The sequence below is a fragment of the Methylocystis heyeri genome, from assembly GCF_004802635.2.
GTDB classification, from domain to species: Bacteria; Pseudomonadota; Alphaproteobacteria; order Rhizobiales; family Beijerinckiaceae; genus Methylocystis; species Methylocystis heyeri.
This window is the reverse complement of record NZ_CP046052.1, coordinates 631,488-647,313: the sequence shown is the minus strand read 5'-3', so window position 1 is coordinate 647,313 and position 15,826 is coordinate 631,488. Positions and strand designations below refer to the sequence as shown.

At 64.4% G+C, this 15,826-nt stretch carries 10 protein-coding genes; 7 read left to right on the top strand and 3 right to left on the bottom strand.

Going from position 1 to position 15,826, the window contains the following annotated elements; genetic code table 11:
• Window positions 1–100: 100 nt before the first annotated feature.
• On the top strand, window positions 101–1,498 hold the full coding sequence (locus H2LOC_RS02795; RefSeq protein ID WP_136494995.1) for a S53 family peptidase: 1,398 nt from the start codon (window positions 101–103) through the stop codon (window positions 1,496–1,498).
• 218 nt (window positions 1,499–1,716) lie between these two features.
• Here the strand turns inward: H2LOC_RS02795 and H2LOC_RS02790 are convergent, their stop codons facing one another.
• Complete coding sequence (locus H2LOC_RS02790) at window positions 1,717–2,382, bottom strand: acetyltransferase (protein ID WP_136494994.1); 666 nt, start codon at window positions 2,380–2,382, stop codon at window positions 1,717–1,719.
• Between the two features lie 219 nt (window positions 2,383–2,601).
• On the opposite strand from H2LOC_RS02790, the gene H2LOC_RS02785 reads away from it, so the two are divergent.
• From H2LOC_RS02785 to H2LOC_RS02775, 3 genes are all read left to right on the top strand, one after another.
• Window positions 2,602–4,287, top strand: coding sequence for a hypothetical protein (locus tag H2LOC_RS02785; protein WP_154331553.1), 1,686 nt, complete (start codon window positions 2,602–2,604; stop codon window positions 4,285–4,287).
• Window positions 4,288–4,420: 133 nt separating this feature from the next.
• Window positions 4,421–4,891, top strand: coding sequence for a DUF2852 domain-containing protein (locus H2LOC_RS02780; protein WP_246206957.1), 471 nt, complete (start codon window positions 4,421–4,423; stop codon window positions 4,889–4,891).
• Between the two features lie 51 nt (window positions 4,892–4,942).
• Complete coding sequence (locus H2LOC_RS02775) at window positions 4,943–6,109, top strand: pyridoxal phosphate-dependent aminotransferase (protein WP_202620517.1); 1,167 nt, start codon at window positions 4,943–4,945, stop codon at window positions 6,107–6,109.
• A gap of 293 nt (window positions 6,110–6,402) precedes the next feature.
• Here H2LOC_RS02775 and H2LOC_RS02770 read toward each other — a convergent pair whose 3' ends face one another.
• Entirely contained in the window at window positions 6,403–9,507 is a 3,105-nt protein-coding gene (locus H2LOC_RS02770; protein ID WP_136494992.1) for an Rne/Rng family ribonuclease, read from the bottom strand.
• A gap of 701 nt (window positions 9,508–10,208) precedes the next feature.
• Between H2LOC_RS02770 and H2LOC_RS02765 the strand changes: the two genes are divergently transcribed.
• The 3 genes from H2LOC_RS02765 to ypfJ all read left to right on the top strand — a co-directional run bounded on the left by H2LOC_RS02765 (window position 10,209) and on the right by ypfJ (window position 15,242).
• Entirely contained in the window at window positions 10,209–11,540 is a 1,332-nt protein-coding gene (locus tag H2LOC_RS02765; protein ID WP_136494991.1) for an N-acetylmuramoyl-L-alanine amidase, read from the top strand.
• Window positions 11,541–11,835: 295 nt separating this feature from the next.
• Window positions 11,836–14,238: a penicillin-binding protein 1A gene (locus H2LOC_RS02760; protein WP_136494990.1), complete on the top strand. Its 2,403-nt coding sequence runs from the start codon at window positions 11,836–11,838 to the stop codon at window positions 14,236–14,238.
• Window positions 14,239–14,330: 92 nt separating this feature from the next.
• A complete protein-coding gene (gene ypfJ / locus H2LOC_RS02755; protein ID WP_136494989.1) occupies window positions 14,331–15,242 on the top strand; it encodes a KPN_02809 family neutral zinc metallopeptidase in 912 nt (303 codons plus the stop codon).
• Window positions 15,243–15,257: 15 nt separating this feature from the next.
• On the opposite strand, the gene H2LOC_RS02750 is transcribed toward ypfJ, so the two are convergent.
• Window positions 15,258–15,773: a transposase gene (locus tag H2LOC_RS02750; RefSeq protein ID WP_136494988.1), complete on the bottom strand. Its 516-nt coding sequence runs from the start codon at window positions 15,771–15,773 to the stop codon at window positions 15,258–15,260.
• Window positions 15,774–15,826: the final 53 nt, after the last annotated feature.

Sequence of the window (15,826 nt, the reverse complement as noted above, 5' to 3'; positions counted from 1 at the left end):
TTGTTATGTCGCGCCGCCAAACTTATTGGGCGATAGGTTTGGGCTAAACGATTTTGCCTGTTTTGAAACAACGCCCTTCCGTTCGGTTTCAGGAGAGACCATGTCAAAGCAAACTACGCATAAACTCCTCGCACAGCCTTTGCTGGCCGCGCTTTTCCTGACGGTCAGCCCTGGAGCCGTCTTCGCAGCTCAGAATCTGGCGGTCCAGCCGGGGGCGGTGATCACGAAGCCGCGCGCCAATCTCCCGGCGATTCTGACCCCCGCCTCGGGTCAGGCGAAGCCCGGCTTCGCTCACACCAACATCAAGATCGTCAACTGGGAAAAACCCGCCCCGGCCGGCGTGCGTCCCCAGGCCGGCCCGCCCCTGCCGGGATATCTCTATGAAACGCCTGCGTCGCTGGCGTGCGTTTACGGCTTCGTCGCCCAGTCGAGCGGCTGCAATCCCAACTCGGTGACGACGGTCACGAGCGGCGGCTCCAAAGCTATCGCGATCGTCGACGCGTTCGACTATCCGACCGCCGAATCGGACCTGAACACCTTCATCTCCCAGTTCGGTCTGGCGCCCGCGAACTTCCAGGTCATTTACGGCACCGGCGCCGCCTCGACCTGCCCCGCCGCGCGGACCGGAACCGCCCCCACGGCGTCGACGAGCGGATGGGACGTCGAAGCAGCCCTGGATATCGAGATGGCGCATGCGATCGCGCCGGGCGCCAAGCTCTATCTCGTCGAGGCGGCTTCCTCTTCCTACACCGACATGATGAACGCCGAGTCGATCGCGACGGCCTGCGTTCAGTCGGCTGGCGGCGGTGAAGTCTCCAACAGCTGGGGCAGCGCCGAATGGTCCGGCGAAACCGCGCTTGATTCTTATTTCACCGGAGCCGGCGTCGCCTATTTCGCCTCTGCCGGCGATACGGCTGGCGTCGAATATCCCGCGGCTTCGCCCAACGTCTTCGGCGTCGGCGGCACCACGATCAGCCGCGACCAGACCACCGGCGCCTACCAGAGCCAGTCCACCTGGAACGACTGGGCCTATGGCTGGGGCACCGGCGGCGGACCGAGCGCTTACGAAGCCATTCCGAGCTACCAGTCCGGCATCGCCGGCATTGTGGGCAGCAAGCGCGGCACCCCCGATCTCGCCATGGTCGCGGACCCGCTGAGCGGCGTATGGGTCTACAACAGCTATTCCGCGGGCGGCTGGATCGGCCTTGGCGGCACCAGCGTCGCGGCTCCGCTCGTGACGGCGGTCATCAATCGCGCCAGCTTCTTCTGGGGTTCGAGCTTCAACGGCTTGAACAACATTTACAATCTGGCCTCGCAGGGCAAGCTGGTCGGCACCTACACCACCGACATCAACAACGGTCTCTGCGGTCCTGCGGGCGCGGCCGGCGGCTTCGGCAACGGCTACGATCCCCAGTTCATCGAATACAACACCAATATTGCCTGGGACTGGTGCACGGGTTGGGGTTCGCCGAGAGGCAGCCACGCCGGTCACTTCTGAGCCGCCTTCCGCTCGAATCCCGAGCGGAACGGAAGAGACGAAGAGTTGAAGCGCGTTCTTTTCACGAGAGCCTGAGTTCCCGTGAAACGCCGCTCTAAAAACCAGACAGGCGCCGGAGGGATATTACCCGCCGGCGCCTTTTTCTTTGTGCTGGGTTTTGGGCTTCGCACTTTCCGGGAACAGCGTGACGCCGGCTTCGCGACGACGACGCCCGACGGTCAAAGCAAATGTTTCACGCGCGAACTTGGAAAACGCGCGAGTCGGTCCTCGCTGCTGCGCCGCACGACCGAATTGGCCGGAATATTCCTGGTGACGACGACGCCCATCGACAGAAGGCAGGCGTCGCCGACGGTCAGCCCTTCTCCCACCACCGCGCCGCCGCCCAGGAAGCAGCGTTCGCCGATCGTCGTCCCGCCGGAAATTCCAACTTCCCCCGAAATAAAAGTGTGGCTGCCGATGACGCAATGATGAGCGACGTAGCTGCCGCCCCAGATGATGACGTTGTCGCCGATCTGCGCCCTGGGTTCGATCACATTATGGGGGCCGATAAAGCAGTTCTCGCCGATGGGGTCGTCGTAACGCAGACAAGCGGGATGGATGAAGGAAGCGAAGCGGTAGTTTCTGGCTTTGCCTTCATGAAAGCGGTCGCGGCGAAGCTCGTTCATCAATCTGTAGCTGATCGGCCCCATCAGCTCGACGCGATGCGGAGGAAAGCTTTCCTCCAGGCGGTCCCATGGAACCAAGGGCAATCCGAGAAAATGAGGGCTGGAGGCATAAGCGCGGTCGACCGTAAATCCGACGACGCGATGCCCGCTGTGCGCGTCGATATAGGCCTTTACGACCTCCGCGCTCATGCTGGCTCCAAAAATGACGATATCCGCCATGCCTATCGCAAGCTCCCTTCTTACCTCGGTTTTCGGAGGATAACGGCCCCTGCGGCGAAGGCAAACTCCACGCCCTCCCAGGAGCGGCGCAGGCGCAAAGTCGACGCTCTTCCCGATCGACTGAATCGTTTGAAAGGTCGGAGTTCACTCTGTTATCCACATGGCGACGGGCGGGCGGCCGGTTTACATTCTGTCGCCTTTGTTTAGATTTAGAAATGCGTGCACGGCTTCGCCGCGCGACTTGAATTCGGCCGAGCGTACCTACGGCTCAGTAGTAAAGACAGTCTCTTCGCCGCCTCCGCGAAGATTCCGGCTTCGCTGCGTAACAGGCCAAAGCGGGAAAAACGCATGAACCACAGCAGCGAGAATTTGGCCCGGTTCGATATCGACGAACGCAGGAGCTCCGATCCCGTGGCCATCGATGCTTCCATTGAGGCGGCGGCCGTCCCCAACGATCCTCGGGTGGCGAGAAAAACAGCCGTCCTGGTGCTGGGCATGCACCGCAGCGGCACGTCCTCGATCGCGGGCGCCGTCGCCAAGCTGGGGGCGAAAGCGCCCAACAATCTGTTGCCGAATGCGGCCGACAACGAGCGCGGCTTTTTCGAATCCCAGTCGATCGCCGACCTGAACGACGAGATTCTAGCTTCCGCAGGAACGCGCTGGGACGATTGGAGACGCTTCAATCCTCGCTGGCGGTTGAGCCCGGTGGCGGGCGGTTTCGAGGATAAAGCGATCGCCGTGCTCGAGGAAGAGTTCGGCTCGGCTCCGCTCATCGTGATGAAAGATCCGCGCTTTTGCCGGATGATGACGCCTTTCTGGTCCAGCGTGATGGACAAGGCGGAATACGACCTTCGCGTGATCATTCCGGTTCGCTCGCCCCTGGAAGTCGCGAGATCGCTATGGCTGAGAAATGGATTTCCTATCTCCAAAGGCCTGCTGCTCTGGCTGCGCCATATGGTCGACGCCCACGCCGCGAGTCGCGCCTATCCAACCGCATATGTCGGATGGTCGGAATTTCTTTCCGACTGGCCCCTCACGCTGAAACGGGTGGGAGAGAAGCTCGGGATCGAATGGCCTCGACTCTCCGATATTTCGGCCGCCGACATCGACGCTTTCCTGTCGCCGGGCCTGAGGCATAATTCTGCCTCCCTCGACGAATTGATATCTCACCCCGATGTGAATGAATGGGTGCTGAACGCCTATGAAGCGCTGCTGACGCTGGCCGAGGACTCGAGCTCGATCGTGGCGCGCGCAGCGCTGGACGAAATCGCGGTCAAATTCGATATGGCCGAACGAATTTTCGGAAGAACCCTGGTCGATTTCGAAGACAGCCAGGCTCGCGAACGTCACTCCGCCGATATTGCCCGCGCCGAACGTGACAACGCCATGAACGAGTGGCGGCGGCGCGACGAAGAAATCGCAAGACTGGCGCAGGAAATCTCGGTGCGCGACCAGCACATCGCCGCCCTGACGCAAGACCGCGACAATTGGGTCGCCGAGGCCGGGGCGCAGCGCGGTCGAGGAGACCACTTGCAGGCCGAAAGGGACAACGCCCTGCGGGATCAGGGACGTCTGCAGGACGAGATCGGGCGGCGCGACCAGGAAATCGCCAGGCTTCACCACGAAATCGCCGGGCGAAACCATGAGATCGGCGTGCGCGACCAGCACATCGCCGCGCTGACGCAGGACCGCGACAATTGGGTCGCGGAGGCCGGAGCGCAGCGCCAGCGCGCCGACCAGCTTCAAAACGAGGAAATCCCCAGGCGCGATCACGACATCGAGATACGCAATCAACATATTGCGGCGCTGTCGGACGAACGGACGAGTGCGACGGCCGAGGTTGCAGCGCTTCGCCAGGAGGTCGAGCGACTTACCGCCGGAAACGACGCCGCGCAGCCGACCTGACGCGCGCGGCCTCTGTTCTCTCGCAAGGGCCTGGAGCATTCGCGACGGCCTCCCTTGCGTCAGCCTATGGGCCTCCTAAATCTATGGCCGCGCCGGCGCAAAGGCGTCCGGCCGGTCAACTTCGGAGCCGATTATGGGCTGCTATAGAAATTCCCGCGCGTGGTCTTCGCAAGGCGAGGGTTCCGCCTGGAGCGCGCAGAGCTGCGGGCGCATGAACTGGAAGCTCGGAGAGATCGCCGCGATGGTCCTGGGCTTCATGATATTCTGGCCCCTGGGACTGGCGATACTCCTTGCGAAGATCTGGCAGCGCCAATCCGGGGCGGAACGCGACCTTTTCGCCTTCGTCCAGGAAAAAGCGGGCCGGTTCGAGGAGAGCCTGCGCCCTTGCAAGGCCAGGAGCGGCTTTTCCGGCTGGCGGTCCAGCGGCAACTCCGCCTTCGACGAATGGCGTGAGAGCGAACTTTCTCGCCTCGAAGAGGAACGCCGCAAGCTCGCCGAAGCCGAACGCGAGTTCGCCGACCATATCGAGCAATTGCGCCGCGCGCGCGACCGCGAGGAATTCGAGTCCTTCATGCGGACGAGAAAAGGCGGCGCCGGCGCGTAAAGAGCACTCTAAAACATTGGGCCGCCGCCCTGTTGGGTTATAAGGCGGCCCATGAAAGAACTGAAAGCTTCCAACCGCGCGGCGATCGCCCCCTTCATGGCGATGGACGTCCTGCGCGAGGCAAGGCGGCTCGAGCAAGCCGGGCGCCGCATCGTTCATATGGAACTGGGTGAACCGGGCGCGCCGGCGCCCGTTCTCGTGCGAAAAGCGGCCGAGGAAGCGCTCCGCAGCGGCAATATCGGCTATGGAGAGGCTCTCGGCGACTTCACCCTGCGCTCGCGCATCGCGAGACATTATGCCGAGCATTATGGCGTCGATCTGCCGGCGGACCGGATCATCGTCACCACCGGTTCGTCGGGAGCCTTTCTTCTGGCCTTCATCTGCGGCTTCGACGCGGGCGCCAGGATCGGCGTGGTCCAGCCCGGCTATCCCGCTTACGCCAATATTCTGGACGCGCTCGGCCTTTCCTGCGCGCCCATTTTCGTCGGGGCGGAAACCGGCTTTTCGCCTACCGCCGAAATCATCGAGGCCGCGCATCGGCGTGAACGCTTCGAAGGCCTGCTTTTGATGAGTCCGGCAAATCCGACCGGGGCGATGATCCCGCCCCCGGAGCTGGAGAAAATCTGCCGATTCTGCGACAGCGCGGGCATAGTGCTGATCAGCGACGAGATCTACCATCGGCTGGAGTATGTCGGGCGGGCGGAGACCGCGTTGCGCTACGCGCAAAACGCGATCGTGGTGAATTCATTCTCGAAATATTACGCCATGACCGGCTGGCGGCTCGGCTGGATCGTCGCCCCGCCCGGCATGACGCGGTCTCTGGAGCGACTCCAGCAATCGCTGGCGATCTGCGCCCCCACCCTGTCGCAAAAAGCCGCCCTGGCGGCCTTCGACGCGACGGAAGAGCTGGAGGCGATCAAGTCGGGATACGCCAAAAGCCGCGAATTGCTGCTGCGTCGTCTACCGCAAATGGGCGTCACGCGTTTCGCGCCACCGGACGCGGCTTTCTATGTCTATGCCGACGTCTCCCATCTGACGCAGGATTCCAAGAAACTCTGCGACGACATATTGCAGGAGGCGGGCGTGGCGCTGACGCCGGGCGTCGATTTCGACCGCGCCCGCGGCGCCGCGACGCTACGCATCTCTTACGCAGGCCCGGCCGAAGAAGTGGCGCTGGGCCTCGAACGGCTGGCGGATTGGCTCGCCCGGTCGGGCTGATACGATTTCCGGTTGATCCCTACGTCCTGAAGCCCACCCGACGCCTCATCCCGAGGCGCTTTTTGCGGAAACCCAAAAAGCCTCGAAGGATGTTCCAGGAGACGCGACGCCCGCTGCACGGGCTCCTCGGGGCGAGGGGATTGGTTTTCTCGATGTGCGGCTCCCGAGCAGATCAGCCGGAAGCCGTATGAGGCGCCTGAACCGAACGCGCTCCAGATCTTGTTGATGGAGCATGTTCCGCCTTCCGCGAGAGCGCATCCCACAGGCTCTTGCGGGATGCGCTCAAACTCTCGTCAATCGCCGCCGCCCAGCGAGGCCTTGGCGCGCTGCCACCAGCCGCCTTTCTTGGGCTGACCCGGATCGGCTTTGGTGATCACCACTTCGGTCGAGGGCCGGGGCGTAACCTCCTCCACGACGGTCGCAGGCGCCTCCGGAGCGGCTTCGACAGTCTCTGCGGCGGCAGGCGCCTCAGCGGCGACGGCGGGAACCGGCGGCGTCTCAACCGGCGCAACGGACTCCGGCGCGGTCGGTTCCGCCTGCGCCGAAACAGGGGCCTCGACAGCCGGCGTTTCACTCGCGGGCGGCAACGCAGGCGCCTCCGAGGCGGCCTCGGCGAATGGCGGCATATGGGCTTCGGTCGGCGAGACGAAATTCTCGCTCAATTGCTCTCCCTCGTCGACCGGGAAGGTCGCGGGCTCCTTGAACTCGGGCGCGAGCGGGGTCGAACGCATCCAGCGTCCAGGTCCGCGCCTGACGCGAGGTTCGGCGCGGCGGCCCTCTTCGGGCGCCGGCGTCCCTTCGATGTTCGCCATGAAGGCGAGCGCGTCATCCGAAGGCTGCTCCGCGCCCGGCTGGGCCAACTCGTTGATGGCGCCGTTTCCGCCGCCTCTTCCGCGCCGCCGCCGCCGCCGGCGCGACCTCTGGAAGCCTTCGCCTTCCTCCTCGCCCTCGACGGGAGGCTCTGCGCCGGTTTCCTCGACCTCGCCGCCTTCTTGCCGCGCGACCTGACGCGGGAACCGCCCGGCGCCGCGACCGCTCTCGCGCACCTTTTCCTGAACGGGGCCGGCCGCCTCTTCGGCCTCGACGATCGGGCGCTCTTCCTCGATGGCTTCTTCTTCGAGCACCTCGGGGCTGATGGAATCGAGCCGCAAGTGCTGCGGCGGAGGCGTGCGGACGCCGGACGCCAGCTCGCCCCGCTCCAGCGCGTGATAGGTGGAGCCGGTCAGCGTATCGTCGGCGCCGACGGTGATATGCACCCCGAAACGCTGCTCCAGATCCTGCAGATGGTTGCGCTTCTGGTTGAGGATATAGAGCGCGACCGCGGCGCGGGTGCGCAGGGTGATGTTGTGCGCGGAGCTGCGCACCAGAGCCTCTTCGAGCACGCGCAGAACATGCAGCGCGATAGAGGCCGTCGACCGTACGGCGCCCGAGCCCGAGCAATGCGGACAGGGCACCGTCGAGCCTTCGACGACGCCGGCCCGGATGCGCTGGCGCGACATCTCCAGCAGGCCGAAGTGCGATATCCTGCCGACCTGGATTCGGGCGCGGTCGTTCTTCAGCGCATCCTTGATGCGGCGCTCGACGGACCGGTTGTTGCGGCTCTCCTCCATGTCGATGAAATCGACCACGATGAGCCCGGCGAGGTCCCGCAGTCGCAGCTGACGGGCGATCTCGTCGGCGGCTTCGAGGTTGGTGCGGAGCGCAGTGTCCTCGATATTGTGCTCGCGCGTCGAACGGCCGGAGTTCACGTCGATGGCGACCAGCGCCTCGGTCTGATTGATGACCAGATAGCCGCCGGATTTCAGCGTCACCTGATTCGAGAACATCGCGTCGAGCTGGGCCTCGACGCCCGATTCCGCGAAGATCGGAGCCGACTCGCGATGCAGCTTCACGTTCTTGGCGTGGCTCGGCATCAGCATGCGCATGAAATCGCGCGCTTCGCGATAGGACTCCTCGCCGGAGACGATCACTTCGTCCACGTCGCGGCCATAGAGGTCGCGAATCGCGCGCTTGATCAGCGAGCCTTCCTCGTAAACGAGGGTCGGCGCAGTCGACCGCAGGGTCAATTCGCGCACGTTCTCCCACATGCGCAGCAGATATTCGAAATCGCGCTTGACCTCGGCCTTGGTGCGCGTCGCTCCCGCGGTGCGCAGGATGACGCCCATTCCTTCGGGCACCTCGAGTTCCTGAACGATCTCTTTGAGCCGCTTGCGGTCGGCGCCGTCCGTGATCTTGCGGGAGATGCCGCCGCCGCGCGCCGTATTGGGCATCAGAACCGAGAAACGCCCGGCCAGCGAAAGATAGGTGGTGAGCGCCGCGCCCTTGTTGCCGCGCTCCTCCTTCACGACCTGGACCAGAAGAACCTGGCGACGCTTGATCACTTCCTGGATTTTATATTGCTTGCGGGTGCGGGGAGTCCGGAACGGCAACTCCTCCATCGCGTCGCCGCCGATGTGCTCGACATGATCGGCTTCGTCGTCGTGGTCGTGATCGTGGTCGTCGTGATGCTCGTCGTCGTGAGAGGGACGCTCGCGGCTTTCCTCGCGGCTCCGCTCCAGCTCTTCGTCGCGTTCGTCCTGGCGACGCGCCTTGATTTCGTGATCATGTTCGACCGCGGCGAATTCGATCTCCTCGGAGGAGCTCACCTCGACGGTGCCAAAACCCGACGGATCGATCGAGATCAGCGGCTCGGCGCCGGGAATCTGTTCGCCTTCGTCCTGATCAGACTCGACTTCGCTCTCGCCCGGAGCCTCTGCCTCCGCCGTTTCGGGAGAAGGGCTTGCGGCAAACGCAGGCTCGCCCGCCGTCGGAGCTTCGATGCTCACGGCGTCGGACTCGATCGCGTCCCCGCTTGCGAACCCTTCGAAACCCTCCCCGGCGGTCTCGAGCGGAAGCAGTTCGGCGATCGCCTCGGGAGCGTCGCTCGATTCGGGTTCGGCTCCGGCCTGCAGCTCGAACCGGTCGAAATTCTCCGCGTCGGGGGCGGAGCCGACCATCACGCCGTCTTCGCGGGCGGAACGCTTCTCGGCGCTCTCCGAATGCCGGCGGCGCGAGCGGCGAAGGCGACCCTGGGGCTGAGGCCGGGGTTCTTCCTCCTCCGCCTGGCGATGGGCTCTGCTCTCTTCTTCGAGCAGGGCGATCCGGTCGGCGACGGGGATCTGGTAATAGTCGGGATGTATTTCGGCGAAGGCCAGAAAACCGTGACGGTTGCCGCCGTAATCGACGAACGCCGCCTGGAGCGAAGGCTCCACGCGCGTCACTTTGGCGAGGTATATATTGCCTCGTAACGGTTTCTTGTCTGCGGCCTCGAAATCGAATTCCTGGACTTTGTTACCGCGCAACACCACCACCCGGGTTTCTTCCGGGTGGGAGGCGTCTATCAACATTTTGTTGGCCATGAGCGACTCTTTCGCGCGCGGCGCGCGACAAAGCCGGCGGCAACCGCCCAACTTCGCCGCAGTGTTCGGCGGCCGCTGATCGGCCTCGCCTCGCTGCGCCTACGCGTATGTCTGGAGATGAGGGAGAAGTTGTGTGACTTCGTGAACGCTTGCCGGCGAAACCGCCGACCGACAGATACTCAGCCTTGGCGAAGCATGAACGACGAACGTCGCGTTCATCGCCGGCCAGGACGAGATCCGGACGAGCAGCGGCGCAGAACATGGGCAATGCGGCCGCGACCTTTGGGTTCACGAATCGCACTGCAAAAAATTCGTCCGCCATGGACCTAGCCATGAAGCCTGACCATGAGCTCGTCACAAAAAACCTTTCGGGCGCCTCTTTAGGCACACAACCATGACGGCCGACGCCAAAGCGCGGCCGAAGTTTCAGGTCCGGGGAAGGCGCTCGACCCAAGGCGGGCCGCAACGCTCTTGATTGCGAAGGCGCCATCCCTTCTCAGAACCCTGCCCCATACATAGCGTCTGCCTCAAATTCTCGCAAGCGCCGGGCGAATATCGACAAAGTACAGGCCGAATTGCGAAGATTGAGATAAATTTGTGGCGAAAGCGCCATCCGCGGGTTAACCCTCCCGTAACCACGGTCTTCCAGAATCGTTTACCTCTCGCGACCAGCGATTTCCGCCTTATCTCAAGGGTTCCCGATGGCCCGCCTATCGCGTTTTCCCGCCTTCATCCGAGGTTTTCGGGCGTTGCTCGTCGCCGCTTTGATAGCCGGCGCGCCGACGGCTGAGCCGGTCTGGGCGGGAGAAAATGACGCGAAAGCCGCCGATTCCACCCGAATCGAAGCGATCGCGGCGCGTCTCGAGCAGAAAAAAGACCGAACACGCCTTATTTTCGAGCTGACGGGGCCGGTCCGGGCGGAAACTTTCGCGGTTTCGGCGCCGGATCGAATCATCGTCGATCTGCCGGAGGTCGCGTTCCGAATCGATCCGGCCATCGGCCGACCCAAGGACGCCCCGTCGGGCGAGACGGTGGTGAAATCCTATCGTTTCGGACAATTCGCGCCGGGCCGTTCGCGCATCGTGATCGACCTCTCCCGCCCCGCAAAGGTCCTTGGCGCCGAGTCCGTCAACCGCTCCGAAGGCGCCCGGCTGGAGATCGACCTCGCGCCGACCGAACCGGCCAGATTTTCAGAGGCCGCCGCCGAACACGCCCGCAGCGCCGCAGCCGCTGCGCCGCAGGCGAGCGACCACCGGCCGGGCGTCCCGCCCGCGAGCCCGCAGGCGGACGACAACCCGTCGCCGCTGCCCCTCGTGGTGATCGATCCGGGCCATGGCGGGGTCGACGTGGGCGCCGCCAGCAAGCGGGGCGAACTCGAAAAAAACATCGTGCTCGAATTCGCCAGGGCGTTGAAGGCCAAGATCGAGGCCCAGGGACGCCTCCGGACCCTGCTCACGCGCAGCGACGACGTCTTTGTCGCCCTCGACGACAGAGTGCGCTTCGCCCGGCAGGCCGGAGCCGCCCTGTTCATATCGATTCACGCCGACACGCTCGGCGAAGCCAGCGTCCAGGGCGCCACTGTCTACACCGTAGCCTCGCGCGCCTCCGACGCCGAATCGGCCCGGATCGCCGAGAAGGAAAACTTCGCCGACCAGGCGGCCGGCCTCGAGCAGCAGGCGACCGCGGAGGAAATCGGCGACATATTGTTCGACCTCACGCGCCGGGAAACCCGCGCGCATAGCCGCGATTTCGCCGCAAAGCTGGTCGGAAAATGGCGCGACGCCGGGAGTCTCAACAAAAATCCAAGCCGGTCCGCGGGCTTCGTCGTGCTCAAGGCGCATGACGTGCCTTCCGTGCTGCTGGAGCTCGGCTATCTATCCAGCGAAAAAGACCTCGCCAATCTCACCTCCGCGCAGTGGCGCGAACACGCCGCCGGAACCACGGCGGAGGCGATAGAGGCCTATTTCGCAGCGCGGAGCCGCGACGCCCGCGCAACGCCCCAATTGTCCGAAGGGCCCCCGCGCCCACAATAAGAACATAAAGTTCGCGCTTGAATTCCAGGCCCACATCGTCGGAGCTCCGCTTCCGGCGTCTTGGTCCGTGTCGGAAGACTGGAACCGACAGCGCAGCAGATGCTAAAAGCGCTTGAAAATTCAGTGGACGTCCTGGCTCTGCTTTGCGCCCGCCCGCCCCATTGTCTTGCGGCCCGGTCGAGCGCAAATACAACAATGGCCTGACCGGCGCCGTCGGCGTAGCCGGAAAGGTCGGAAGAAGCGCGGCGGGCTGGAGGTTCGAGGCCCTGGTTTGGTCGCTATGGGGATATGATTGATGCGATTGTTCGCCCGATTTCTGGGATTTCTGTTCGCGACGGGGACTATCGTCTTCCTGATCGGCGCGGTCGCCGTCGCAGGTCTCGCCTATGTCTTCTCGAAGGACCTGCCGGACACGGCCCAGCTCCGCAACTACGAGCCTCCGGTCACGACGAGGATGCACGCGGGCGACGGCTCGATCCTCGCAGAATACTCGCATGAGCGGCGCCTGTTCCTGCCGAGCTCGGCCATTCCGCCATTGGTGAAGCAGGCTTTCATCTCGGCCGAAGACAAGAACTTCTACACCCATAACGGCATCGACCTCGAGGGCGTCGGCCGCGCCGTCACCGTGCTGCTGCAGGGCGGCCGGCACGTTCAGGGCGCTTCGACCATCACGCAGCAGGTCGCCAAGAACTTCCTCGTCGGCAACGAACGCAACATCGAGCGCAAGATCCGCGAGGCGCTGGTCTCGTTCCGAATCGAAGCCGCCTACTCCAAGGAGCGGATTCTCGAGCTCTACCTGAACGAGATTTTCCTCGGCCTCGGCAACTATGGCGTCGGCGCGGCGGCGCTGAACTATTTCAACAAATCGGTCAACGAACTGACCATCGCGGAGGCCGCCTATCTCGCGGCGCTGCCCAAGGGGCCGAACAACTACCACCCCTTCCTCCATCACGACCGCGCCATCGAGCGGCGCAATTACGTGATCGACCGCCTGGTCGCCGACGGATATGTCTCCGCCGCGGACGGCGCCAAGGCCAAGGCCGAGCCGCTGGGCGTCAATCCCCGCGTGCTTTCCCCGAACACTTATGTCGCCGGCTTTTTCGCCGAAGAAGTAAGGCGCGAGCTGCTCGAGCGCTACGGCGAGAAAAAGCTCTACGAGGGCGGCCTTTCGGTGAGGACCACCCTCGATCCCAAGATGCAGGCCCTCACCCGCAAGGCGCTCGCCGACGGCCTGGTTCGCTTCGACGAGGCCCATGGCTTCCGCGGCGCCATGAACCACATCGACACCTACTCGGACTGGGGAACCCCGCTCGCGGCGATTCCCGCACTCGGCGACGTCAGACCCTGGCGGCTCGCCGTCGTCCTGGACGTCAACGACGCACAGGCCCGCATCGGTCTGCAGCCCCCGCGCGAAAAATCGGGTGAGGTCGCAAGAGAGCGCGAGACCGGCGTTCTCCCCGCGGAGGGCGCCCGCTGGGCGGGCCGTTCCGTGCGCAGCATCCTCACCCCGGGCGACGTCATCTATGTCGAGCCCATGGCGGGGCGGCCGGGCCAATACCGCTTGCGCCAAATTCCGGAAATCTCGGGCGCGATGGTGGCGATGGACCCCTATACGGGCCGCGTGTTCTCGATGGTCGGCGGCTTCTCCTTCGACCAATCGGAATTCAATCGCGCCACCCAGGCGCTGCGCCAGCCCGGCTCGTCCTTCAAGCCCTTCGTCTATGCGGCGGCCCTCGACGGCGGCTATACGCCTTCTTCGCAGATTCTGGACGAGCCGATCTCCATCGTCCAGGCCGACGGCTCCACCTGGAGCCCGGAAAACTTCGAAGGCGGCCACGGCACCGGCGCGCATCCCCTGCGCTATGGCGTCGAGCACTCCAAGAACATGATGACGGTTCGCCTCGCCAAGGACGTGGGCATGCCGATCATCGCCGAATTCGCCAAGCGGTTCCGCATCTATGACGACATGCCGGCCTATCTCGCCATGTCGCTCGGCGCCGGCGAGACCACGCTGATGCGCATGGTGACCGCCTATTCGATGCTGGCCAATGGCGGGAAGCGCATCCAGGAGACGCTGATCGACCGGGTCCAGGATCGCTGGGGCCACACCATCTATCGTCACGACGATCGCCAGTGCCTCGGCTGCGACGCCCCGAAATGGGAGAACCAGAACGAGCCCAAGCTGATCGACAAGCGCGAGCAGGTGATCGACCCCCTCACCGCCTATCAGATCACCTCCATCATGGAAGGCGTCATACAGCGCGGCACGGGCGTCTCGATCAAGTCCGTCGGAAAGCATCTCGCGGGCAAGACCGGCACCACCAACGAGGCGAAGGACCTCTGGTTCATCGGCTATTCCCCGGATCTCTGCGTCGGCGTCTTCATCGGCTATGACCGGCCTCGCTCCATGGGCGACCACGCCCAGGCCGCGCTCTACGCCGCGCCGATCTTCCGCGACTTCATGACGGTCGCGCTCAAGGACAAGCCCGACGTGCCTTTCCGCGTGCCGCCGGGCATCAAGCTGATCTCCGTCGATCCCCACTCCGGCCTGCGTTCCTCGGGCCAGGGGGCGATACTCGAAGCCTTCAAGCCCGGCACCGCGCCGCCGGATTCCTTCGGCGGCGGAGGCGGCGGCTCCCGCGCCCGAAACGACGCTCCGCAGAACATCGACCAGAAGGTCGGCGGCGGCCTTTACTAAAATCCGATTTGGGGCGGAACGGGATTCCGCCCCTACTCTTTCGCCATCGCGGCTGCTATCTAGCGAAACGGATCCGCGTGGGGAGCGATGGGATGAAGTGGGAAGATTTTCAGACCTCGGAGAATATCGAGGACCGTCGCGGGGACGATCAATACGCCGACGCCGGCGCCGGCCCGCGCATGGGCGGAGCGGGTCATCTCGGCCTCGGAACCATCGTGATCCTCGGCCTCATCGGCTACATGACCGGCATCAACCCCGCCGTCCTGATCGGCGGCGCCGAGATGCTGAACAACATGCGCAACAACGGCCAGGTCGCGCGCCAGAGCAACCCGCCGCGGGAGACGACCACGGGCGCTCCCTCCGACCAGCTCGGGCAGTTCGTCGCCAAGATCCTCGGCGAGAACGAAGAAGTGTGGTCGCAGGTGCTGCCGGCGCAAAAGAACATTCAGTTCCGCCCGCCCAAGCTCGTGATGTTCAACGGAGAAACCGATTCCGCCTGCGGCGCGGCGGAGTCGGCGATGGGTCCGTTCTATTGCCCGCTCGACCGCAAGATCTATCTCGACACCTCCTTCTTCCGCGACATGAAGAACCGCTTCGGCGGCGGCGGCGATTTCGCCTACGCCTATGTCATTTCGCATGAGATGGGACATCACATCCAGAACCAGCTCGGCATTCTGCCCAAGGTGCACCAAGCCCAGCAGCGCGCCGCTTCGAGGGCTCAGGCCAACGCCCTGTCCGTGCGGATAGAATTGATGGCGGACTGCCTCGCCGGCGTCTGGGCGGCCAACGGCAACGCCAAGCGGCAGTTTCTGGAGCCGGGAGACGTCGAGAAGGCCGTCGCCACCGCCCAGGCGATCGGCGACGACCGGTTGCAGCGCGCCTCTCGCGGCGTGGTGGTGCCGGATTCCTTCACCCACGGCTCGTCGGCGCAGCGGGTGCAATGGCTCCAGCGCGGACTGCAATCCGGGCAGATCGACAGCTGCAACACTTTCGGCCAGAACTGAGGCCGGCGCGCCGCCTCACCAGCATTTGCGCGCGCGCACATCGAGGTCTCGGCCCCGCAGCCGCCGCGCCAATACGCCGAAATCCGACGCTCCCGCCCGCAGGATCTCCTCCTTGCGGGCGAGCAGCCCAACCGGCCGCCCGAGATTGGGGGCGAGACGGGTCAAAAAACTGTCCGGCGCTGACTTCAGGACGCGCGCCCGCTCCAATCCCCCGAAGGCGAGAATATCGCGGGCTTCGTCCACGAAACCGCGCTCGACCGCATGACCCGCGGCGAAAAGAAAGACGTCGCAACGGCGCGCGGCTCCCAGAGCGGCGGCGAGCCCGCTTGCGGGAGACTCCTGCTCGACCAGCGCGCAGCCCGCTTCGTCGGCGATTTTTTCGAGGCCGATGTTGGGCGGCCCGGCGAGCACGGCGTCCGCGATCAGCCCCTGGACGGTCGCGTCGACAAGGGAAGCCAGGCTGCGCACGATGCTCTCGCGCCTCGGCGGAGCTTCGCCCTCGCCATAGCCCAACAGGATAACCGAGAGCATAGCGCCTCTCCTCAGATGATTTTGCGCCGCGTCCGAGCCTCGACCGCGCCGCT